This is a genomic window from Metabacillus sp. KJ11-3, from assembly GCF_055808295.1.
In genome coordinates, this window is sequence record NZ_CM147865.1 from 2001753 (window position 1) to 2025298 (window position 23546).

Genomic DNA, 23546 nt, shown 5'->3' on the forward strand with positions numbered 1-23546 from the left:
AAAAAGAATAGCGTTTATTTCTGTGGCAGCTTTGATAGTATGATTGGGGCAAGCAAGTTGGATGGTAGGCTCTTTATAATGTTGGAGACAATAAAAGCGAGGAAAATAAAGGCTTTACTGTCGTTCATAAGGCGGATGAACGACAAAAGCTAGGAGAAACACCGTGACGGTTCGTATGTTTCAAAAAGTTTACCAAAGGAAACAGTGGATCCGTCCCCGTGTTTTTAAGAATTCCCTACACACCCTGAGTAAAGTTCCTATAAATTTTATAGTAAGTAACTGATTTATTATTATATCAAAAATATTTCAGTACTTTAAATGAATAGCGTTACATTTTATACTAAAAATAGAACTTTGTTAATTTAATACAATAATACAAGGAGGATAATGAAATGAAAAAAATTGGCTTTATCGGTTTAGGTACAATGGGTCTTCCAATGGCTGGTCATTTATTAAAAAATGGCTATGAAGTTATTGCGTATAATCGTACGAAAAATAAAGCTGAAGTCCTTGAAAAAGAAGGCGCATTCATTGTATCCTCACCTGAAGAAGTTGCGAAAAAAAGCGAAATTGTTTTTACTATGCTAACTGCGGATCAGGCTGTTGAAGAGGTTATTTTAGGTGAAAAAGGTATTATTAAAGGAGCACACCCTGGCTTAATTGTTATCGATAGCAGTACAATTTCGCCGAATACAACTAAAAAAATAGCAGAAAACCTTTTAATCGAGGGTATTGAAATGTTAGATGCACCTGTTACAGGCAGTGAACCTCAAGCAATTGAAGGTATTCTAACTTTTATGGTTGGTGGAAAGAAAGAAATTTATGAAAAGTGTGAGCCTCTATTTTATATAATGGGGAAACAATCTTATTATATGGGGGAAACTGGATCAGGTTCATATACAAAACTAGCTAATAATACGATGGGTGCTATTAATCTATTGTCTTTCTCAGAAGCCATAACGATGGCAGCAAAATCTGGGGTCGATCCTGAGCTATTTATTAAAGTCGTCAGTGGTGGTGGTGCTAGTAGCGGAATGATGGTAAATAAAGGCCCGAAAGTATTGAACAGAGATTTCTCACCTAACTTTAAGACTGATCTTATTTATAAAGATTTAGGATTAGCAGCTGATGTTGCAAAAGAACTTGAACTACCTACCCCAGTATTATCCTTAGTAAAAGAAATGTTTCAAATGGCAAGAGCTAAAGGTTATGGGGGCGAAGATATGAGTGCAGTAATAAAATTGTATGAAGAATTAGCAGGAATCGAAGTAAAAAAGAATTAAAGTTTTGTAAAAGGAAATATCTCTTCTAATCTTTTACATAAAAACAAATGGTTCTCACTGATCGTGCTCAGTCTTATCAAAAAAATATAATCATATAATAGATAACTCGTCCATTTTCTTGAAACAATTTTTCGAAAATAAACTAAAATCATAGCAGGAGTGATTCAAAATGAAATATCGTCGTTTAGGGAATAGTGGGTTAAAAGTTAGTGAAATTGGACTTGGTAGCTGGCTAACTTATGGAGATACAGTAGGGAACCAAAACGCTATTGATTGTATTCATCAGGCTTATGAGCTTGGTATTAATTTTTTTGACACTGCAAACGCATACAATCGAGGCGAGGCTGAAAAAGTGGTTGGTGAAGCCCTTAAATCTTATTCTAGAGAAAGCTATGTGCTTGCAACAAAAGTGTTTTTTCCTATGGGAGATGGTCCGAATGATCGAGGTCTTTCACGAAAGCACATCATGGAGCAATGCGATGCTAGCTTAAAACGATTAGGTGTTGATTATCTTGATCTTTATCAATGTCATAGATTTGATGAAGAAACACCAACAGAAGAAACATTACGTGCATTAGATGATTTAGTTCAGCAAGGAAAAATCTTATATTACGGTGTTAGTGAATGGACAGCAGCACAGATTACGGATGCTGTACATATAACAAAGGAAAAAAATCTACGACCACTCGTTTCAAATCAACCAATCTATAACATGCTTGTACGCTATATCGAAAAAGAGGTTTTACCAGTTTCTGAAAAAGAAGGGATTGGACAAGTTGTCTTTTCACCTTTAGCCCAAGGAATTCTTACTGGTAAATATAAACCAGGTCAGGATATCCCTTCCAACACTCGTGCAGCCAATGATAACATCAATCGTTGGATTAAAAGCTACTTAAATGATGATGTTTTAGGACGAGTTGCCCGCTTGGAAGGAATTGCAAATGATTTAGGAATTAAATTATCCCAATTAGCCGTTGCCTGGATATTAAGACAGCCTGGTGTTAGTTCTGCAATTGTCGGAGCAAGCCGCCCGGAACAGGTAATTGAAAATGCGAAAGCCGCTGAAGTTGAACTTTCTAATGATGTATTAACTGAAATCGAAGCCATTTTAAGAGAAATTGATGGATTTGTACCTATTTGGTAAAAGGGTGAACCAACTGGCATTCATTCCAGTTTTGGCATCTTTTTGAAAAAATTGGGTTTTACATTAACTATTATATTAGGAGTGGTGATTCAATGGAATATCGCTATCTAGGGAAAACGGGTTTACAAGTAAGTGAGCTTTGTCTTGGGACGATGACATTAGGTCGTGAAACGAGTGAAAAAGATAGTTTCAGTATATTAGACCGGTATGTTGAAGAAGGCGGAAATTTTATAGATACTGCTGATGTCTATACTCGTGGTGTTTCAGAAGAAATCGTCGGTAAGTGGCTAAACAACCAAAATCGTGATGATTATGTTATTGCAACAAAGGTTCGTTTCCCTATGGGGGAAGGGCCGAATGATGTAGGGCTAAGCAGAAAACATATTATCTCTGGTGTTAAAGAAAGTCTACGCCGACTTGGAACCGATTACATCGATCTTTATCAGGTTCACGCATGGGATCCTCGAACACCTTTAGAAGAAACGTTAAGTACATTAAATGATCTAGTTCGTGAAGGCCTTGTTCGATACATTGGAGCAAGTAACTTTAAAGGCTGGCAGCTTCAAAAAGCAATAGACTTAAGTCACCAAAAAGGGTGGGAACAGTTTGTTTGCCTACAACCTCAATATAATTTGCTATGTCGCGCTACCGAGTACGAATTAATTGATGTTTGTGAAAATGAGGGACTGGGCGTGATCCCATGGAGTCCACTTCGCGGAGGATGGCTAAGCGGTAAGTTTACACGAGACATGGTCAAGCCACCAGAAAAATCTCGGATATCTGTTGCTGAAGAAAAAGGCTATAGTGAGACATGGGATAAGTACAATAACGATTTCACATGGAATTTGTTAGATACGTTATATAATGTTGCAGAAGAAGCGGGAAAGACTCCAGCTCAGGCAGCAATCAACTGGCTTCTAAACAGCCGCGGTGTTACGGCCCCAATTATCGGAGCACGTACAATGGAACAACTTGAAGCTAACTTAGGTTCTGCTGGCTGGTCTTTAACAAATGATCAACTAGAACGTTTAAATAAAGCGAGTGAATTGTTTGTTAGCTATCCTTATGATATCGATGCAATAAATCAGCGCACTAAAGGTAGAGAGTAAAGGTTAGATCTGCCCCAATAAAATAAGATATTACTTTTACAGTTATTTCTTTTCATTGCATCATGTACCTATCAAACTGCTAGAGTAACTAAATGGTTGTAATTAGAATTTAGTTAGACCCTGACCACCAGTAGACGAATTATTAGTTTATAAGAAGAGGACCCTCATTGAACTAATCTTTGAGGTTCCCTTCTTTTTTATCCTTTTTTCTCTCAGTTATACAAAATAAGTTATTTATAGGGGATCTGTATATAATATTAATGAATTATTAGAAAATAACAATGGAGAAAGTATATGTCCATATGATACCCGGAATCTTAAAATTTTATATTGGTAAAGAAAGAATATCTCGATTTTCATTACAAGATGTAAGAAACTGTTTCTGTATTTCTTCGCCCTTTTTGGACATTATAAATGCGAGGTGATGGAAATGGCGACTGCAAAAATTGGTGATGTAATTTCTTTTAAACGCGAGGGTGAAACCTTTGAAGGAGTCGTATCAGGGATCAGGGAAAATTCTGTTATGGTCGATTACGGCATGTCAAAAGAAAAAAATGAACCGCTTAAAACTATTGTGAATCATAAAAATTACAAATTAAAAAAATCGAACAGTTGATCTTATTATTTTTAATATCAATAAATTTTTAAACTTAATTACCTTAAGGATCCAATTAGTAGAAGAGAGTAATGAGCATACCCCTTTTATTTTTGATGATATTTTTTGCATTAACTTAAATCTTTTTACTCGAAAAGATTTCTAGAAGAGAATCATATTATTCCTTGAAGTAAGTCATTATCAAAGACTTGAATTTTTCGTGTTGTTTTTATAGTAAAATAAAATACTTAAAAATAGAGCTCATGAGTCGATAAAACTCATGAGCTCTACTTTTTATTCCATAATTTATAAATTAGTTATTAGTATAGAGGAGACAACCATGAAACTTAATAAAAATGTATCAGATAAAGTAAAGACATTTTGTTTATCCAATAAAAAGTTTAATGGTAAAGTATATTGCTTTGAGCATCAGAAGATCATAAGTTAAGTTGCATTCTTTGAACCTGAAAAACTATTTAACGACAACCACCTCTTTAAATATTTGACCTAGAACTTTCAAATGTTTTGGGTTTTATCCTTTTTATTTTCCTATTTTATTTAGGGACGGTAATTCTATGGTGCTATTAAATTTGTAAGAATATAGAACTAACTTTATGTGATCACAATGAATAGAAGAATAATGAGCAGGAAGCAGCAGCACCAAGCAAAAATGAGTAATCTTTAAAAAGAGGTGTGAAATGAACAGTAAAAGTAGATCTTCTAATGCTCAGGTGGGAAAACTAAATTTCTGGGGGAAGTATGCTCACCGAATACAAGAGGATAAAAAGGAATGGATATACGAATAGTATTTGAGTAATGACGTTTTATACATATATTGTGATACTTCTATTGCTACTGAAAAAGGCAAGGGTGCTATTGCATGCACGTATGTAATGAATGGCAAGATTATTGTTAAAAGCCAACTTGTATATCTCCCTAATATTAGTAAACACCTTAATCGCTAAAGTATTCGGTTCAAACACCTTCACCATTCTAAGTCCCTTGTTAATTTTGTGTGAGAAAATATGATGTTTATTTTTATTATTTCTATTGAAAAATGGGATACACAGTCCATTTTTTAATACACTCCCTAGAGTCCTCATATTCTTAGTGATTTCCCTTTATCTTAGTACTATATCACTGGTTTTATTATGTTTAATATGTGATTTATTTCCTGGTTACAAAAAGCTATGTAAGTAAAAAGTTTCGATTTCATTTACATTTATATGAAATTATCCACTTAAATGGATAAATATGTTATATGTAATAAGTGTGACATTTCGATCAAAGACGAATATAAAACGATACTAACTCACTAGTCATGATTATACATAAAAAACCAGGAAGTGAGGGATGATGGCGACTTGAAAGTATTAGAAACAAAGACATTAATAGAATCAATGGAAGATAGGGCGAAAGTGTACACAGATTTTCGGGATAAAATTGACACGTTAAAAAAGGAATTTACTGATATTACTCAGTTGGATGACGCCCTGCAAGGTAAAGGAGCAGAGGCCATAAAAGGGTTTTATCAGGCCCAAGTTGACGTGGCAGAAGCCTTGCTGCGTTTAATTGACATGCAAATTGCTTTTCTAAATGGAGTGTCCGGAGTAATATCGGATGTTGATTTATCCGGTGATACAGTGGTAGACGTCAACTTCCTTGAAAGTGATTTATCCATCCATGCTTCTAATAATATCGCAATGGTGGAGAGTCAACGGAAGGATCTACAGAAAATTTTTGATGGAATTGACGATATTATTTCTCTCGAAGCTTTTTCAACGGATGATTTTAATACCGCCATGGAGGATGCAAAGAAAAAGAGAGAAAACACCATCAAGGATGTTGATGCATTGGATCAGCAATTACTTGAGGAATACAAGGTTTCAGAAAGTGCAGAATTTCATATTGGTGCTCTTTTTCAAAAACTGTTAGAAGCAACAGCACAAGGTAACACAATTTCACCAATAAACTTTAATGCTCGAGCATATAAAGCTAGTGAAGCTTATCAACTTTCAGATGAGGTCCAGCAATACGCAGATGACTACCTCTCATTTAAAGAAGAGCAGGAAAAAATTAGAGAAGAGTTAAAAAAGGCAGAAGAATTAGAAAACCGTCCGATATATGAAAAAGCGTGGGATACCATCAAAACCTTTGCGGGAGAAGCATCTGGATATTACGATTTTCGCCGTGCAAAAGATGGCGTTGACCCCGTAACCGGCGAAGAACTAACAGAAGGCCAACGAGTAGCCGCTGGCGCCATGGCAACCGCAGGATTCATCCCGGTTGTAGGATGGGGTGGAAGAATACTAAAGGGTGGAAGTGCAATCATCAAAACGGCTAAAGGAATGAATACCGCCGAACAAGCACTAAGTGTTTACAAAACAACCAGCACGTTCTCAAATCTTCAAAAAGCAGAACTAGGAATCTACGGTCTCGCTTCCGCAAACGGACTTAGTGAATATATCACAGGGAAAGATATGTTTGGGAATGAGCTAACAGATGTTCAAAGACAAGCGAGTTTATATAATAGTATATTAGGAGCCTCTTTAGTCGCTTCACCATTCGTGCCATCTTTAGTAAAAAATGGTAAACTAGTAAAAGAGGAAACACTTAACCAGTTACATAAACTAGCGACAAATACGAAAGCTAGTGCGCGGTATGTCTATGATGAAGTAAGAGGTGGCATGCAGGTTCTTTTTGGAAATCAGAATATGAATTTTGCTTACGCGGGGGCAGATGGAATAAAACCACTACTGTCCAATGTAATGAACTCAAAGGAAGTTAGAAATAGAATTGAAGAGACTATTTCGAGGTTTTCTTTTGCTAAGGGTACGGTTTATACCGTAAATGATTACCTTGATGATATAATTGTGAACGGGAAAGTGGATAATGTTAAGATGAATAAGCTGAAAAATGCTATTCAAAATAACAGATTTAGTGTAGATGAGATTTCGGAGATAAGTAAAAAAATGTCTGAATTAGGCATTACTAAAGAATATAATGAAGCTTTAATGAAGATTGATTTTGGTAAGTATCTTAGAAAGTTAGTTGGTGATCCACCTGCAGGAATGATCAATCCACATGCACATCATATTCTATTTAAAAAAGGTCTTGGTGAAGCCCAACAACAACTTGTCCATGAGGGTCAAGAATTATTAAGAAGGTATGGTATAGACCCAATTATTGGTAAGGAGAACCTAGTTTGGGCACCAAATGCTGTAATAGGGCAACATAGTTTGGACGCTTTGGAGAATGTGGTGAATCATTTAAAGACTGTGGAAGCTGAGGGTGGTGACTTTGAGGATATTGTTGAAGCCCTGGAAGAATTGGGTGTATTAGCGAGTAGAAGATAATTTAAATTGTGGAGGGAATGTTTTGGATAAAAAAAGTTTAAACAAAGCAATAAGGAGTGCCATTAAGTTAGGGGATTTAAAGGAAGTCCAGGAATTAATAGGAGATGATAAAGAAATATTAAATACAATGACTGCATTCGGTACTTGGTTACACGTAGCTGCAAAGCAAGGACACTTTGAAATAGTTAAATTTCTAATCGATAAAGGTATAGATATTGATGCCAAAGGTGGTACTTTTGATGCTTCGGCATTAAATTTGGCAGCAGGAGCAGGACAATTGGAAATAGTAAAATATCTAATAGAGTCTGGCGCAGAATTAGATGAGAGCTTAGCTAAAAGGAATCCATTGTTTGGAGCAATTTATGGTGGGCATAAAGAAGTAGTTGAGTTATTAGTTGATTCTGGAATAGATATTTCAGTACGTTATACTGGAGAAAGTATGAAGAATATGGATGCTTATGAATATGCTAGAGAATTTGGTCAAACTGAAATTGCTGAATATTTAAAGCAAAAGTTAGATGAGAGAAAATAAGAAATAGAACGACAACTAAACACTAATTATCTAGTAATACAATTTTTAAAGTTCTCAGTAAAGCACTTGATTGTCCGAAAAGACAACAAGTGTTTTTTGTATTAAATTTTATGCTTGAAATCAAAGGGTTTTCAAACCCAAATTGAAGTTGCAGAAGCCTTGTTTTCGTTTATGGTGGAAAGTCAACGAGAGGATCTATAGAAAATTTTTGATGGCATTGAAGATATTATTTCTCTCGAAGCATTTTCAACAGATGATTTCAACAATGCAATGGATGATGCAAAGAAAAAGAGAGAAAACACCATCAAGGACGTTGATGCATTGGATGAGCAATTATTAGAAGAATACAAGGTATCAGAAAGTGTTGAATTCCATATTGGCGCTCTTTTTCAACAACTATTAGAAGCAACAGCGCAAGGCAACACAATTTATCCGATCAACTTTAATGCCCAAGCATATAAAGCAAGTGAAGCCTATCAACTTTCAGATGAATTCCAGCAATACGCTGATGACTACCTTTCATTCAAAGAAGAACAGGAAAAGATTAGAGAAGAGTTAAAAAAGGCCGAAGAAATAGAAAACCGTCCGATATATGAAAAAGCATGGGATACCATCAAAACGTTCGCAGGAGTAGCATCAGGTTATTACGATTTTCGCCGAGCAAAAGATGGCGTTGATCCCGTTACCGGCGAAGTACTATCAGAAGGCCAACGAGTAGCAGTTGGCGCCATGGGGGCCGCAGGATTCATCCCGGTTGTCGGCTGGGGAGGAAGAATACTCAAGGGTGGAAGTACGATCATCAAAACCGCCAAAGGAATGAATTCCGCCGAACAAGCACTAAGTGTGTACAAAACAACCAGCACGTTCTCAAATCTCCAAAAAGCAGAACTAGGAATCTACGGTCTCGCTTCCGCAAACGGACTTAGTGAATATATCACAGGAAAAGATATGTTTGGGAATGAACTAACAGATGTTCAAAGACAAGCGAGTTTATATAATAGTATTTTAGGAGCTTCTTTAGTCGCTTCACCATTCGTGCCAGCACTCGTAAAAAATGGTAAACTAGTAAAAGAGGAAACACTTAACCAGATGCATAAACTAGCGACAAAAACGAAGTCTGGTGCGGTGTATGTATATGATGAAGTAAGAGATGGCATGCAGGTTCACTTTGGAAATCAGAATATGAATTTTGCGTATGCTGGGGTAGATGGGGTAAAGCCGATACTGTCCAATGTGATGAATTCTCAGGAAATTAAGAAGAGGATTGAAGAGGTTGTTTCGAGGTTTTCTTTTGGGAAGAATATTGGTAGTACTAATGGTTCAGGAGATTTTGTGGGGGTTGTTACAAAGGGTGTTGAAACGACGGATGTTCGTCCTGATTTTATCGGTAAATTAAAGGGTGAAGATGTCACACTGCCAAATGTAAAAACAGAAAAGGTTACTTTTAACAAAAGAAATCCAAATGAAAAAGCTCAATTGCGAAGGGAATTTAATAAAGTTAGGAAAGATTTGATGAAATCTCTTGCGGGTAATCCTGAAAAGTTAAAAGAATTAAAACAAGCTGGAATTTCAGATAATGACACATTAACAGGTCAATGCGCAAATATAGCTGTTCCCAAATTAACTAAAAACTAGATTATGAGGTTGAACTAGGTGTTGTCATTGGACAAAAGGCAAAATATGTTTCAAAAGAAAATGCCCTTAATCATGTCTTTGGATATTGTATAGTTAATGATTTGTCGGCACGTGATCTTCAATTAAAAACACCACAATGGGTGCTTTTGAAAAACATGTGATGACTTTAGTCCAGTAGGACCATATTTAGTTTCAGCAGATGAAATTGCTGACCCGCAAAATTTAAACTTAAAAACAATTGTAAACGGTGAAGTAAGACAAAATTCAAATACATCAGATATGATTTTTACAGTAGCTGAAATTGTAAGCTATATTTCACAACATATGACATTAGAAACAGGAGATCTTATTTTAACAGGTACACCTGAAGGCGTCGTGCTAGGCCTATCCGTAAGACAAACAAGTGTATCTTCAACCAGGTGATAAAGTAACAGTTGAAATTGAAAATCTTGGTGCATTAACAAATACGTTTGTAGAAGAAAAAAGTAAATCAATCAATTCTGAACTAGTATCAAAATTAAAACAATCATAATTAGTAATCAGCGCAGGTGGTGCTGGTGCTATTTTATGGGACACATGAAAATGTGTCCTTTTTCTATTTTTGATAAGGTGAGTAAATTATCAGGTAGGAAGCTTGAAATACGCCTGAATAATATTCTTAATATTCTACAAATAATACTTAGTTTTGTGACTGTTGGTCCATAGATTAATATTTTATACTCAAATGGAGATAAAAAAAGGAGGTAATAGTTATAAATGGCAGCAAATTCACCGTTATTATTAACAGATGAGCAAATGCGAAAGTTTATTACAGATGGATTCTTAATTCTTAATACCGATTTTTCAAAGGACTTTCATAATAAGCTAATGGAAAGCTTAAATCATGTTTATGAGGAAGAGGGAAATCCAGGTAATAATTTATTACCTCGTGTACCAGAGCTACAACGTGTATTTCAGCACCCGGTTATAACAGGTGCATTAACAAGTGTACTTGGTCCGGATTATATGCTCCATGCCCACAGACATGGACATTTTAATGCGGTTTCAACTCCAGGTGGCTGGCATAAGGACAGCTATTGGGGCTATGAACGAATGAGGAACCACCATCCTTGGTGGGCGATGATTATGTATTTCCCCCAAGATACCCCAGTGGAATTAGGACCAACTGGAATTATGCCTGGAACGCAAAATTATGAATCTCGCGTATTTGATGCGGATGAAATGGAAACAGAAGTATTAGCGAGTGGAAATGCAGGAACATTTGCACTCATTCATTACGATATATGGCATCGCTCCACACCCAATTTGTTAGGGAAGCCACGTTACATGTTAAAATTTGAGTTTATGAGAACAATAGCACCTGAAGCACCGAGCTGGAATACTGCTGAAACTGCGTGGAGAAAACCACAAACAGTGAATTCACCTTTTGCAGAACATGATGTGATGTGGGAGGAAACTTGGAATTGGTTATCTGGAAAAACTGGCAGTATTTCTGTTATAAAATCAAACAACGAAGCAAGTATAAAAGAGTTAACGATGGAATTGCAGGATCAGTTTGAACCAATCGCACTAAATGCAGCGTATGAGCTTGCCAGAAGAGGGATGCATGAGGAATTATCTGATGCCATTCAAAGTGAAAATATCAAGGTATCTCGTCTTGCAGCCTATGGCTTATCAGTTTCGAGTAAAGAAGTAATACCTGGATTAATTGGTAATTTGGAAAGCCGCCGGGAGGAGACAGTAATACACACTATTTTTGCACTTGGAGAACAGCGCGAACAGGCAAAGGAAGCTGTACCTGCTCTTAATAAATTGCTGAAACATCCTTCTGAAAAGGTACGCAATGCTGTTGTTGAAGCGTTAGGGATGATTCAACAACCAACAGATGATGTAGTCGAAGGACTTTGTCATTGCTTACAGGATGAGGATGTCCAAGTTAGATTTATGGCAGGTCTATCCTTATCACGTCTTAGAGCTTCGGCAGAGAAGGCCATTCCTCAGTTGGAGATTGCATTGAACGATGAAAACCGTTATGTACGTGCTCATGCAGCAGAAGCATTACGTTATATAAATACAGAAGAAGCAAAAGATGTATTGATTAAATTTTTATTTAATAGTCGTTGGTGTCCAACAACAACCAAGGTTAATACATTTTATCCGTAAGCCGAAGAATGTCAGAAGACTTCATCACCATGTCACGATAGGCAGTTGCAGTAAAACCGGTATATTCACGAAACAGCCTTGAAAAATAGGCAACCTCAATACCTAATGTGTCAGCAATGTTTGATATGGTAGAATCAGTTGTTGTTAATAAATGCTTCGCCTTCTCCATTCGACGACGATTTATATATTGAATGGGTGAATAGCTAGTAAACTCTTTAAATACTTTGATGAAATAGTTTGGGTGGAAATTTGCAATTTGAGCCAATTGTTCAATTGTGACATTTCCATCCAAATTAGTTTCAATAAAATTTAGCACACTATTCATTTTTTGGAATGAAGGATGATCGTTAATCGCTAATCTCTCTATTTCATAATGTTCTAGAATGTTGGCAATCAATTGTAATAGTAAAGCATGCACTCGAAATTCACTTGAAAGGGAATCCTGTCTTGAATGATAAATAAGTTGTTTAAAAATCGTTTGTAATTCTTGTTTGTTGGTAGATTTAATACATACAGGTGCCTTTAGAATATGAAATAAGTGTAATTCACCTAGCTTTGCAGTAAAATGACACCAATATTTTAAAAAGGTGTTTTCATTTACTACACCATAGGATTGTTTCGTTTCGGCAGGTAAAAGATATAACTCTCCAGGCTGTGGAAAATACCTCTGACCATTGATTTCTAAGAATCCCTCTCCATCCAAAATAAAATAGATTTTATTAAAGTCTGGTACGTAATTGATTTCGTTCCATGTTAGAGGTACCTTTGTTTTGTCTGCAATCGATAACTCAAACTGTGCATTTGCTAAGTAATTCTTCCAAAAAGTTCTATTGTTCTGCATTATATTTCATTCCCACCCTTTCTCTTCCGCAGGTGATACTCTTCAAACACAAGCTTTACATTTCGAACACTCAACTTGATCAAAAATATATGGTGCACCTGTCTTCTAGCGATTTGTACCATATCCATGTTTGTCCAATTTTTGTCCTCTAAAATATATTATAAATTCCTATAAAATCAAAGTGAAGATACTTACATAAAAATATTGTTATAAAAATTATCCCACCCCCACACCAATACGGACACAAATCCCAAACCATTTTTGTAATTGTGTATGCGTTTACACGCTGATAAGATAAGATCATAGCAAGGACGAAATGAGGTGAGAATTTCTTGAATGATCGTAAGAGTAAAATCATTGAAATTCTGCGAAAGGAGAGTCGATATGTTACAGCTGCTGAATTGGCTTCGGAGCTTTCTGTATCAGCTAAAACGATTTACCGGGATATGCAGGAGTTATTAGACATGGCTTCTTCCCAGTATAAAATAAGAAAAAAGAGAATTCCGGATACTGCCTGGAAGAGGTTACGGAAAGGAAATGGAATGAAGAAGATCAAATTGAACATCCCGAGGAAAGACGTCTAAATTTATTACTATTTCTCCTTTCTATTACACCATGTAAAACATCCATCCAGAAAATATCAGAACGTTACTTTGTTAGTCAAAGCTCCATTATGAATGATTTTAAGCATATTGAAAACAAAATTAACCCGTATAGCTTACGTTTATCTAGAAAAAATGACGGCACTTGTTTGAAAGGAAATCAACTTTCTATCTATCGGATCATGTCAGTTATTATAGAAAGTTATTTGAAACAATCAGGAGATCCGTTTAATCAATATGATATACCTGATTCGATCCGGAATATCAAAGTCATAAACAAAAGCCTGAGTAAAATTAAAGAGATACTGCATGAAATACAAGTGGACCATGACTTGGTATTAGATCAGCCATACTATTTAACTTTGTTTTGTTCACTTCTTTCCGTTATTGAAAAACACACGAATAATGTTCAACCTGTAACTAAAAAAGAAAAGATTTATGAAGAAATGGACCAACACTCACCCATCTATGATATAACGATGAGTCTTGTTGAAAAACTTGAATCATGTTATTCCATTCAGTTAAGGAAAACTGAAATTTATCATCTTTATTATATTTTAAAAGCCTATAAACTCAATTCACGTTTATTATTAAATCAAGATACTGAAAAGATCATGAATAAAAAAGTTGAGATACTTGCACAACAGTTAATTTTAAAAGTGACTGAAAACAGTGGCTATCAGTTTATAGAGGATGATGATTTAATAGAGCGTTTGACCCTGCATCTTCACAGTATGGTATATCGTCTGGATCATCACATTTACATTATTAACCCGATCTTAAAATCTATTAAAACGAATTTTTCCAATATATTCAACTTGGTCAAACACAGCACAGAAGAACTAATTAAAGATGAAATCTACGATAAAGAATTGACAGATGAAGAAATTGGCTATATCACACTTTATTTTCAAATTTCTTATGATGAACGATTTGCAAATAAGATTCCAATCCTTATCGAGTGTACAAGTGGCATTGGCACTTCTCATTTGTTAAGCGGGAAAATCAAGAAAAGCTTTCCGAATATCCTTGTGAAAAAGATTATCGCTCAACAGCGGATTAAACAAAGTGACTATGACGATATTGAACTTGTGATATCCACAGTCAAAACTCACAGTATTATTGATAAACCAACGATTCTTGTCAGTCCTATTTTAAACGATGAGGATAAGTACAAGATCGATGAATTTATAAAAAATTATTACAAACAACAAGTGATTTTATCCCAAACCTAATCAGTAGAAAAGGAGGCTCCTAGATTGGAAATAAAGATGGAAGAATTAGATTTTAGTAAAGTTGTATCAGAAGAGCTCATTCAATTGGATTTACAAGCAACATCGAAGATAGAAGTCATCAAGGAACTAACAAACCTCCTATTTGTAAACGGTTGCATTAGTGATGAAGATGGGTTTATTCAGGATGTGATGTACCGTGAAAATGAGGGAGTTACAGGTTTAGAGAAAGGGATCGCCATTCCTCATGGGAAGTCAGATTACGTTTTGAAGACATCTATTGCGATTGGAAGAACAAAGAAGCCTGTGGAATGGGAGTCTATGGATGGAAATCCTATCAATCTTATCATTTTATTTGCGGTAAAAAACTCAGATAAAACGACAACACATATAAAATTGCTTCAGAAGGTAGCCGTCTTATTATCAGATGAAGAAACCATTGAACAGTTTCAAACATTGAAAACAAAAAAAGAGTTTTTACATCTATTATCCAAACATAATTAGGGGGAAATGATATGAATATTGTTGGAATCTCTGCTTGTACATCCGGTATTGCCCATACGTATATCGCCAAAGAAAAACTAATTAAAGCAGGGCATGAGTTCGGGCATAAAGTTCGGATCGAAACACAAGGAACAATTGGTATCGAAGACGAGTTAACAAAAGAGGAAATTGCGGCAGCAGATTTGGTCATAATCGCTGCTGATATCAAAGTTAGCGGGAAGGAACGTTTTAAAGGTAAGAAAATCATTGAAATCTCAACAAATATTGCGATCAAGGCACCGAAGCAATTATACAAAAAGATTGAGGCTGAACTGAACACACAACAATAAGGGAGGTCTGTTATATGTTAAAAAAACTTCAAATTAAGAAGCATGCTTTAACCGCTATATCCTTTATGTTACCGCTTGTTGTCGCATCAGGACTACTAATTGCGATTGGAAATTTAACCGGTGGAACGGTCATTGAAAATTATCAGGAAGCTTATTCAATTCCATCAGCACTTGTGTCTTTAGGTGTTATTGGAATGGGGTTGCTGGCTCCTGTTATTGCAGGTGCGATTGCCTACTCGATAGCTGATCGGCCGGGTATCGCTCCGGGGCTCTTAATGGGGCTTATTGCAAATGCAATAGGGGCCGGATTCTTAGGCGGTATGCTGGGTGGATTTATCGTAGGTTACTTTGTTTTGTTCCTGAAGAAACATTTAAAAGTACCAAAATGGGCAGAGGGCTTAATGCCAATGATGATTATTCCGCTGATTTCCAGTATTGTGGTCGGGTTACTGATGTTCTTTATCCTTGGAGTTCCAATTGTATGGGCAACAGATGGATTAACTTCCTTTTTAACAAGTATGCAAGGGTCGATGAGATTCGTTTTTGGAGCTATTTTAGGTGGAATGGCAGCATTTGATTTTGGGGGACCGGTTAATAAAGTGGCTTCACTGTTTGCCGATGGGCTTTTACTCGAGGGGATTTATGAACCTGAAGCAGTAAAAATTCTAGCTTCTATGGTACCTCCGTTCGGAGTTGCGATATCCTGGGTTTTATCAAAAGCACTTCGGAAAAAGCGTTACACCAAATCGGAAGAAGACAACATTAAAATCGCATTTCCGATGGGAGTGTGTATGATTACAGAAGGTGTCATTCCTATTGCTGCTGTGGATATCGTAAGAGTTGTTGTTTCTTGTACCACTGGTGCTGCAATCGGTGGCGGATTCTCGATGATGTGGGGTGTGGGATCACCTGTTCCATCAGGTGGATTGTTTATCGTACCAGCAATGACACATCCATTCCTTTTCCTATTAGCATTACTGATTGGATCGGTTGTTACCGGTGTCATGTTGTTTTTATGGAAGAAAGAACCTGCAAATGAATTGGCCGAGGATATGACAGAGGAAGAAGAGATGGATCTTTCAGATATAAAAATAACAATTTAATAGATTGGAAGCGATAATTATGTATGTATCAATGAAAGGCATGCTTTCTCGTGCAAATACCGGCAAATATGCGGTCATGGCGATTAACTGTTTTAACTTGGAAACGGCTAAAGCTGTGATCGATGCAGCTCAGGAATTAAGGGCACCGATTATCATTGATTTACTTCAAGATCATCTGATGGCCCACTTAGGCAGCAAACTTCTGACACAGCCAATCATTGAGATGGCAAATGCAGCAAGCGTGGAGGTTGCGATCAACTTAGATCACGGCCAGGATATCGGGTTTGTCAAAAGATGCTTAAAAGATGGATTTTCCAGTGTCATGATGGATGCCTCCAACTATCCAATCGAGAAAAACATTGACATTACCCGCAATATGGTTGAATTTGCCCAAACCTATGATGCCAGTGTAGAAGGGGAAGTCGGAAGCATTGGCTCTTTATCCAGTGACCGTATGACAGATGACGAAATGTATACCAATCCTGATATTGCAATTGAGTTTGCATTAAAAACAGGAGTAGATGCTTTAGCCATATCTTTTGGCTCAAGTCATGGAAATTACCCTGATGGCTATGTACCTGAATTTCGATTTGATATTGTCGAAAAGATAAAAAAGGCAACAAATATTCCGCTCGTTCTCCACGGAGGATCAGGGTGTGGGGAAGAAAATATAAGAAAATCGATTGAGCTTGGGATCAATAAAATAAATGTTGGTTCAGACTTTATGAATGCTCAGGTACAACAAATAAAAACTGACTTAAGAGAGGACCCGGAACTGAGTTACTTTGATGTAATCCACCATACAGTTACTGCGGGTACAGAATTAGTCAAATATTATATCCGATTATCCGGATCTGAAAACAAATCTATATAATAAAAGGAGAGATAAGAAAATGTTAATAAATATGAAACAGTTACTAGAAGTGGCAAAGGAACATACATTTGCAGTAGGTGCTTTCAATGTAGCAGATAGTAATTTTCTAAGAGTTGTAGTAGAGGAGGCAGAGAAAAATAATTCGCCAGCCATTATCGCAGTACATCCAACAGAATTAGAGTTTACAAAGGATGACTTCTTCAGTTATGTACTAAACAGAATTAAAAACAGCCATGTCCCATTTGTCCTTCATTTGGATCACGGAGGAAATGTAGCTGATATTATGAGGGCAATACGGGTCGGCTTCAGCTCAGTGATGATTGACGGCTCACTATTACCACTTGCAGAAAATATTAAACTAACAAAAGAAATCGTCGACATCAGCCATCCATTAGGTGTGTCAGTGGAGGGTGAACTAGGAACAATTGGAAACACAGGAACTTCTGTAGAGGGTGGTGTGTCTGAGGTTATTTACACAAGACCTGAAGATGCAAAGGAATTTGTAGAAAGCACAGGTGTGGACACATTGGCTGTTGCAATCGGTACATGTCATGGCATCTATCCAAAAGATATGGAACCAAAACTCCGCATGGATATTCTGCAGGCGATTAAACAGGAGGTAGATATTCCACTCGTCCTTCACGGAGGCTCAGCGAATCCGGATGAAGAAATTGCCGAAGCAGTAAAAATTGGGATACAAAAGGTAAACATTTCATCAGATTATAAATATGCCTTCTATAAAAAATGCCGTGAAATTTTAGCAGCAACCGAACTCTGGGATCCAAACGTGATTTATCCGGAATGTATCGATGCTGCGAAAGAAGTAGTGAAATACAAAATGAACTTGTTTAACTCTCAGGATAAAGCAGACCTATATCGTGAAGAGAAGGTTTTAGCTTGGAGGAACGAATTTTTGTAAAGGATTCGAAAATCATATAGTAGTAGCAGCGCTTCTTGTGAAGGATGTCACAAAGTTCTAAAGGTATGGGGAATCCATGCCTTTTTTGTTTGAAATAAATGGTACTATTTATTTGTTGTTAATTAAGTATTTATGACCTGTTGATATAGAAATATGTCTTTAATAGTTTCGTTTCATATACATATATATAAAATGATCCAATCAAATGGATAAATAGGTTATATGGAATAAAGTGTGACATTTCGATCTAAGAAGAATATAAAACGATACTAACTCACTAGTCTTTATTATACACAAAGACCAGAAAGTGAGGAATGATGCGACTTGAAATGATTTGATCCTTTTAAAAATAGACCCATTCATTTTTTAGATAAAAATAATTAGGTTGGTTATTTTGAAGTGGGTATGATTGATTTAAAGCGTAAATATGTAAGGATAGTATTGATTTCTTCACTTTATGAAATATGATAAAATAATAAAACGAATAAGTTTAGGAGATGGTTGGAATGAATTTGTACATAAATGAGTCAATGTCCATTGATGACTATTTTAAAATTCGAGAGAAGTCCGAACATCTTTTAGAGTATATTGACGGCTTCATCTATATGTCACCATCACCCTCAACAAAACATCAAAGAATTTCTAGCAAACTCCATATTAAACTTGGCAATTTTCTTGAAGGAAAGCATTGTGAAGTTTTTCATGCTCCGTTTGATATTGAATTAAAAAATGAAATCATAGAAGGAACGAAAATTGTCATACCAGATCTAAGCGTAATTTGTGAAAAAAGAGGTTTTACTGAATCACGGTATAGTGGAGTTCCAAATCTTATTGTTGAAACCCTTAACCCATCTAATCAATCGCATGATTTAATTACTAAATTAAATCTTTACATGAATTATGGTGTTAAAGAATACTGGATTGTCAATCCGATGCTACATTCAATCACTGTCTATGCTCTTAATGACGAAAGTATGTATGATCAACATGATATGAAAACAAGGAATGGGATCATTACTTCGAAGTTCCTAGTTGGATTCAAAATTGATTTAGAGGAAATATTTTAGTAGTATGGGAACGGTTTTGTTGATGGTTTGGGAAAATATTTGATATAAAATAAATAAAAACATTCACTAATGTTGTTAATCAACGTTTGTGAGTGTTTTTGTTTTTATTTTACATATTTTCCGTTCATGAAGTTGGTTTAATTCTTCATGTTTTCTTAGGATTCCTTTATATACCAAATATTTCAGAAGAGAGAGAATCCCTAGACCTTAAATACTCACACTAAAAAACTTTTTCTTCAACCTCTTCCTAACTTAATTATACCACGTAAAAACTGGTGAAAATAGACTGTTTATTCCCCTTTACTACTGCTAAAATCAATTGAACATGAAACGTTAGGAGAGATGTGGAATGAGTTCTTTGGTACTCGATTTTCAAGAGGTCGAAAAATCGCAGCTTATGCTCGTAGGCGGTAAAGGGTTAAATTTAGGGGTATTATCAAAAATCCAAGGAATACAAGTTCCCGGAGGATATTGTGTTACAACAGTAGGTTTTCAAAAAGCCATCAATGAAAACAAAAAGTACCATGCTCTATTGGATCAATTAGCAATGCTAAAAGTTGAAGATCGAGATCAAATTCGTGAAATTAGCAGTAAGATGCGACAACTCATAATGGAAGTAGAAATTCCTTCAGATGTTGTGAAAGAAGTTACTCATTATCTCTCCAAGTTCGGCGAGGAACACGCATATGCAGTGCGTTCTAGTGCGACCGCTGAAGATTTACCACATGCCTCTTTTGCCGGTCAACAAGACACCTATTTAAATATTATCGGAAAAGACGCCATCCTGCGGCATATCAGTAAATGTTGGGCTTCTCTATTTACGGAGCGCGCGGTCATCTACCGGATGCAAAATAGGTTCGACCACAGTGAAGTTTTATTATCAGTCATCATTCAAAAAATGGTCTTTCCCCAGGCTTCAGGGATTTTATTTACCGCTGACCCGATTACTTCCAACCGAAAATTACTTTCTATTGATGCAAGTTTTGGGCTGGGGGAAGCACTGGTCTCAGGTTTGGTATCTGCAGATTGTTATAAGGTACAGGAAGATCAAATCGTTGATAAAATGATAGCAACCAAGAAACTAGCTGTTTATGGACGAATAGAAGGCGGAACAGAGACAAAACAAATTGATCCTAATCAGCAAAAAGCCCAAACACTTTCTGATCAACAAATGTTAGAACTGGCACGTATCGGCAGGCAGATCGAAGCATATTTTGGTTGCCCACAAGATATTGAATGGTGCTTGGTTGATGATACTTTTTACATTGTCCAGAGCCGTCCGATCACAACTTTATACCCGATACCTGAAACGGAGACAGAAGAAAATCGCGTCTATGTATCTGTTGGTCATCAACAAATGATGACTGACCCAATGAAACCATTGGGATTGTCTTTTTACCTGTTAACAACTCCCGCACCTATGCGTACAGCTGGTGGCAGGTTGTTTGTTGATGTGACGAATAATTTAGCTTCACCTGTCAGAGGAAAAATGGTGATAGAGGCTTTGGGAAAATCCGATCCTCTTATAAAAGATGCACTCATGACGGTGCTTGGGCGAGAAGATTTTATAAAAACATCACCAGATCCAATAAATATCCCAGGTCCTAGTGATACCAATAAAGCAGGTCCTCAATCACAAATCGAAAACGATCCAAAAATCGTTTCTGATTTAATAAAGAAAAATCAAACATCGATAGAAGAGTTAAGACATAACATCCAATCGAAATCAGGAAAAGAATTAGTTGATTTTATTTTGGAAGATATCCAGGAATTAAAGAAGGTTTTATTTGACCCACAAAGCTCGGCTGTTATTATGGCTGCTATGAATGCTTCATCATGGATCAATGAAAAAATGCTGGAGTGGTTGGGTGAAAAGAATGTAGCAGATATACTTTCTCAATCTGTTCCAAACAATATTACTTCGGAAATGGGACTGGATTTATTGGATGTTGCTGATGTGATTCGTCCTTATCCAGACGTCATTGAGTATTTACAACATGTAAAAGATAATAACTTCTTGGAAAAATTAAGTGAATTTGAGGGTGGACAGGAAACCGAAGTTGCAATAAGAACTTATCTCGATAAATACGGAATGAGATGTGCCGGTGAAATCGATATAACGAAAACTCGTTGGATTGAAAAACCAATTACACTTGTACCTATGATTCTAAGTAATGTCAAAAACTTTCTTCCTCATGAAAGCAAACGGAAATTTGAGCAAGGACTGCATGTTGCGTTTGAAAAAGAACAGGAATTATTAGATCGCTTGAAGCAATTACCGGATGGTGAACAAAAAGCTGAAGAAACAAAACAAAAAATCGCTCTTATCCGGAATTTCAGCGGATACAGAGAATACCCTAAATACGGCATGGTAAATCGTTACTTTGTTTATAAACAGGCTCTACTGAAGGAAGCCGAAAAGCTCCAACAAGAGGGAGTTTTTCATAAAAAAGAAGATATCTATTACCTTACTTTTGAAGAGCTCGGAGAAGTCGTCCGCACAAAATATCTAGATTACGAAATCATCACCAAACGAAAAAATGATTACAAATTATATGAAAAACTAACTCCACCGCGCGTTATCACGTCTGACGGGGAAATCATTACAGGTGACTACAAACGAGAAAATCTCCCGGCCGAAGCGATAGCAGGTTTACCTGTTTCTTCCGGAGTTATAGAGGGACGTGCCCGTGTCATTTTAAATATGGAAGATGCTGATTTAGCAGATGGAGATATCTTAGTTACAGCATTCACTGACCCCAGCTGGACACCATTGTTTGTTTCCATAAAAGGCCTTGTCACCGAAGTGGGTGGACTGATGACACATGGAGCCGTTATCGCACGTGAATATGGCTTACCGGCAGTTGTTGGAGTGGATAATGCTACTAAGCTAATAAAAGATGGGCAACGAATTCGGGTGAACGGGACAGAAGGGTATATCGAAATCTTGTAAGTGTTGAGTATCAACATGAAAAAGGTATGAGGAATAATCTCGTACCTTTTTTGTCTAGGAATGAGCCTACGGATTGACAATCAAGCTTATAGAAAAGTATCCCAGGAGCTCTTTCATCTGTTCACCATTCGTCTTAATTTATTATGAGGGAGAACAGGAGCCAAATGTTTGATTCACAATATTATGAAACTACTAATTTATTTACCTAAGAGAACGCATGAAGGACTTCTTTTATTAGGATTCGTTGCTTTCTTCCACTATTATCACAACATTTCCACGCTTATGCCCTTTCTCCACATATCGATGAGCTTTAACAATCTCATCAAAATCATAGTATCTATCTATGACCACTTTTAATTTCCCCATCTCAACAAGTTCTTTAAGGAAATCCAGTGCTTTCGATGTTTCAGGTGCATTTCGACTAAATAATAACTTCTTGCGGCTTTTCAAATTAGTCCAGAGCATGTTAACATTTGGTAACGGTTCAGTTACATTTATATATGTACCGTCTTTCTTTAACACCTTCATACAAGCTGAAAAAGAACTTTTGTTTACTGCTTCAAAGACCACATCATAAGTCTCGTCTGACCCGGAAAAGTCCTCTGCTGTATAATCAATGACCTTGTCGGCTCCTAAGGATTTTACCAAATCCAAGTTTGTCGTACTGCATACCCCTGTAACATTGGCACCGAAATACTTGGCAATCTGAACCGCATAACTTCCTACACTTCCTGACGCACCATACACTAGAACCTTTTGCCCGTTTTGAATATTGGCTTTTCTAAGAAAATACAAAGCAGTCCGTGCTCCAATTGGAATGGCAGCAGCTTCTGCATACGTTATATTGGACGGTTTTATAGACACAGGACCATCCTCTGGTAAACAAATATATTCGGCATAGGCACCAAACCCAGAGAGAGAGGCTGCAAAAACCTGGTCACCTGTCTTAAACTTTTTGACAGCTTTTCCAACAGACTCAATTTTACCAGCTAACTCCATCCCTAATATCTCTTTTTTTGGTCCTCTAAAACCAAGTGTTAATCGGGCAGGCAGCCAAAAAGCGGGTGGAACTGTAAAACTTCGCGCTCGAATATCTGCGACTGTTACGGTTGTTGCTTTAACTTTCACTAAAATTTCGTTTTCTTTAGGAATCGGTTTTTCTACTTCTGTCAATTGAAGAACGTCGGGGGATCCGTAATTTGTATACACGATTGCTTTCATTATCCACCTCAAATCCGTATTATTCATTACTATCATACGAATAGCACGAATAAATAGACCAAAGGTTTGCTTTTTAATATAAGA

The 23546-nt window shown here is 36.5% G+C and carries 18 protein-coding genes and 3 pseudogenes; 19 read left to right on the forward strand and 2 right to left on the reverse strand.

The annotated features are described in order from the left end of the window. The first annotated feature begins 392 nt into the window (after positions 1-392). The 9 genes and pseudogenes from AC0L8O_RS10200 to AC0L8O_RS10240 all read left to right on the forward strand — a co-directional run bounded on the left by AC0L8O_RS10200 (position 393) and on the right by AC0L8O_RS10240 (position 11817). Positions 393-1283 (forward strand): NAD(P)-dependent oxidoreductase, encoded by an 891-nt coding sequence (locus AC0L8O_RS10200; protein WP_473447834.1) that lies wholly within the window; start codon positions 393-395, stop codon positions 1281-1283. Positions 1284-1452: 169 nt separating this feature from the next. Further along, complete coding sequence (locus tag AC0L8O_RS10205; protein ID WP_473447836.1) at positions 1453-2427, forward strand: aldo/keto reductase family protein; 975 nt, start codon at positions 1453-1455, stop codon at positions 2425-2427. Positions 2428-2519: 92 nt separating this feature from the next. Then, entirely contained in the window at positions 2520-3536 is a 1017-nt protein-coding gene (locus tag AC0L8O_RS10210; protein WP_473447838.1) for an aldo/keto reductase, read from the forward strand. A gap of 430 nt (positions 3537-3966) precedes the next feature. Next, positions 3967-4152 carry a DUF2187 family protein gene (locus tag AC0L8O_RS10215; protein ID WP_473447840.1) on the forward strand — a complete coding sequence of 62 codons (186 nt, stop codon included), beginning with the start codon at positions 3967-3969 and terminating at the stop codon, positions 4150-4152. A 1343-nt stretch (positions 4153-5495) separates the two neighbouring features. Beyond that, complete coding sequence (locus AC0L8O_RS10220) at positions 5496-7487, forward strand: T7SS effector LXG polymorphic toxin (RefSeq protein ID WP_473447842.1); 1992 nt, start codon at positions 5496-5498, stop codon at positions 7485-7487. Positions 7488-7509: 22 nt separating this feature from the next. Beyond that, complete coding sequence (locus tag AC0L8O_RS10225; protein WP_473447844.1) at positions 7510-8019, forward strand: ankyrin repeat domain-containing protein; 510 nt, start codon at positions 7510-7512, stop codon at positions 8017-8019. 228 nt (positions 8020-8247) lie between these two features. Then, positions 8248-8769, forward strand: a pseudogene (locus AC0L8O_RS10230) (pre-toxin TG domain-containing protein); the annotation flags it as partial. An 825-nt stretch (positions 8770-9594) separates the two neighbouring features. Further along, positions 9595-10186, forward strand: a pseudogene (locus tag AC0L8O_RS10235) (fumarylacetoacetate hydrolase family protein); the annotation flags it as partial. A gap of 224 nt (positions 10187-10410) precedes the next feature. After that, positions 10411-11817 carry a HEAT repeat domain-containing protein gene (locus AC0L8O_RS10240; protein ID WP_473447847.1) on the forward strand — a complete coding sequence of 469 codons (1407 nt, stop codon included), beginning with the start codon at positions 10411-10413 and terminating at the stop codon, positions 11815-11817. Here AC0L8O_RS10240 and AC0L8O_RS10245 read toward each other — a convergent pair. Continuing rightward, entirely contained in the window at positions 11798-12658 is an 861-nt protein-coding gene (locus AC0L8O_RS10245; protein WP_473447849.1) for an AraC family transcriptional regulator, read from the reverse strand. The two genes, AC0L8O_RS10240 and AC0L8O_RS10245, sit on opposite strands and share 20 nt — an antisense overlap. Before the next feature lie 332 nt (positions 12659-12990). Between AC0L8O_RS10245 and AC0L8O_RS10250 the strand changes: the two genes are divergently transcribed. The 10 genes and pseudogenes from AC0L8O_RS10250 (at position 12991) to ppsA (ending at position 22241) form a co-directional block, all read left to right on the forward strand. Continuing rightward, the gene (locus AC0L8O_RS10250; protein WP_473447851.1) at positions 12991-13242 is read left to right on the forward strand and encodes an HTH domain-containing protein; all 252 of its coding nucleotides are present in this window, start codon (positions 12991-12993) and stop codon (positions 13240-13242) included. Between the two features lie 53 nt (positions 13243-13295). After that, positions 13296-13376, forward strand: a pseudogene (locus AC0L8O_RS10255) (hypothetical protein); the annotation flags it as partial. A 33-nt stretch (positions 13377-13409) separates the two neighbouring features. Then, positions 13410-14495, forward strand: a complete 1086-nt coding sequence (locus AC0L8O_RS10260; RefSeq protein WP_473447853.1) for a BglG family transcription antiterminator — start codon at positions 13410-13412, stop codon at positions 14493-14495. A 30-nt stretch (positions 14496-14525) separates the two neighbouring features. Then, entirely contained in the window at positions 14526-14996 is a 471-nt protein-coding gene (locus AC0L8O_RS10265; protein WP_473448821.1) for a PTS sugar transporter subunit IIA, read from the forward strand. A gap of 11 nt (positions 14997-15007) precedes the next feature. After that, entirely contained in the window at positions 15008-15325 is a 318-nt protein-coding gene (locus tag AC0L8O_RS10270; RefSeq protein ID WP_026561901.1) for a PTS fructose transporter subunit IIB, read from the forward strand. 14 nt (positions 15326-15339) lie between these two features. Continuing rightward, complete coding sequence (locus tag AC0L8O_RS10275) at positions 15340-16428, forward strand: PTS fructose transporter subunit IIC (protein ID WP_473447856.1); 1089 nt, start codon at positions 15340-15342, stop codon at positions 16426-16428. Positions 16429-16447: 19 nt separating this feature from the next. Continuing rightward, positions 16448-17302, forward strand: coding sequence for a class II fructose-bisphosphate aldolase (locus tag AC0L8O_RS10280; protein ID WP_473447858.1), 855 nt, complete (start codon positions 16448-16450; stop codon positions 17300-17302). 19 nt (positions 17303-17321) lie between these two features. Further along, positions 17322-18221 carry a ketose-bisphosphate aldolase gene (locus AC0L8O_RS10285; RefSeq protein ID WP_473447860.1) on the forward strand — a complete coding sequence of 300 codons (900 nt, stop codon included), beginning with the start codon at positions 17322-17324 and terminating at the stop codon, positions 18219-18221. 506 nt (positions 18222-18727) lie between these two features. Further along, positions 18728-19288 carry a Uma2 family endonuclease gene (locus AC0L8O_RS10290; RefSeq protein ID WP_473447862.1) on the forward strand — a complete coding sequence of 187 codons (561 nt, stop codon included), beginning with the start codon at positions 18728-18730 and terminating at the stop codon, positions 19286-19288. A 349-nt stretch (positions 19289-19637) separates the two neighbouring features. Then, positions 19638-22241 carry a phosphoenolpyruvate synthase gene (ppsA, locus tag AC0L8O_RS10295; protein WP_473447864.1) on the forward strand — a complete coding sequence of 868 codons (2604 nt, stop codon included), beginning with the start codon at positions 19638-19640 and terminating at the stop codon, positions 22239-22241. Positions 22242-22475: 234 nt separating this feature from the next. Here the strand turns inward: ppsA and AC0L8O_RS10300 are convergent, their stop codons facing one another. Then, the gene (locus AC0L8O_RS10300; protein ID WP_473447865.1) at positions 22476-23462 is read right to left on the reverse strand and encodes an NAD(P)-dependent alcohol dehydrogenase; all 987 of its coding nucleotides are present in this window, start codon (positions 23460-23462) and stop codon (positions 22476-22478) included. Positions 23463-23546: the final 84 nt, after the last annotated feature.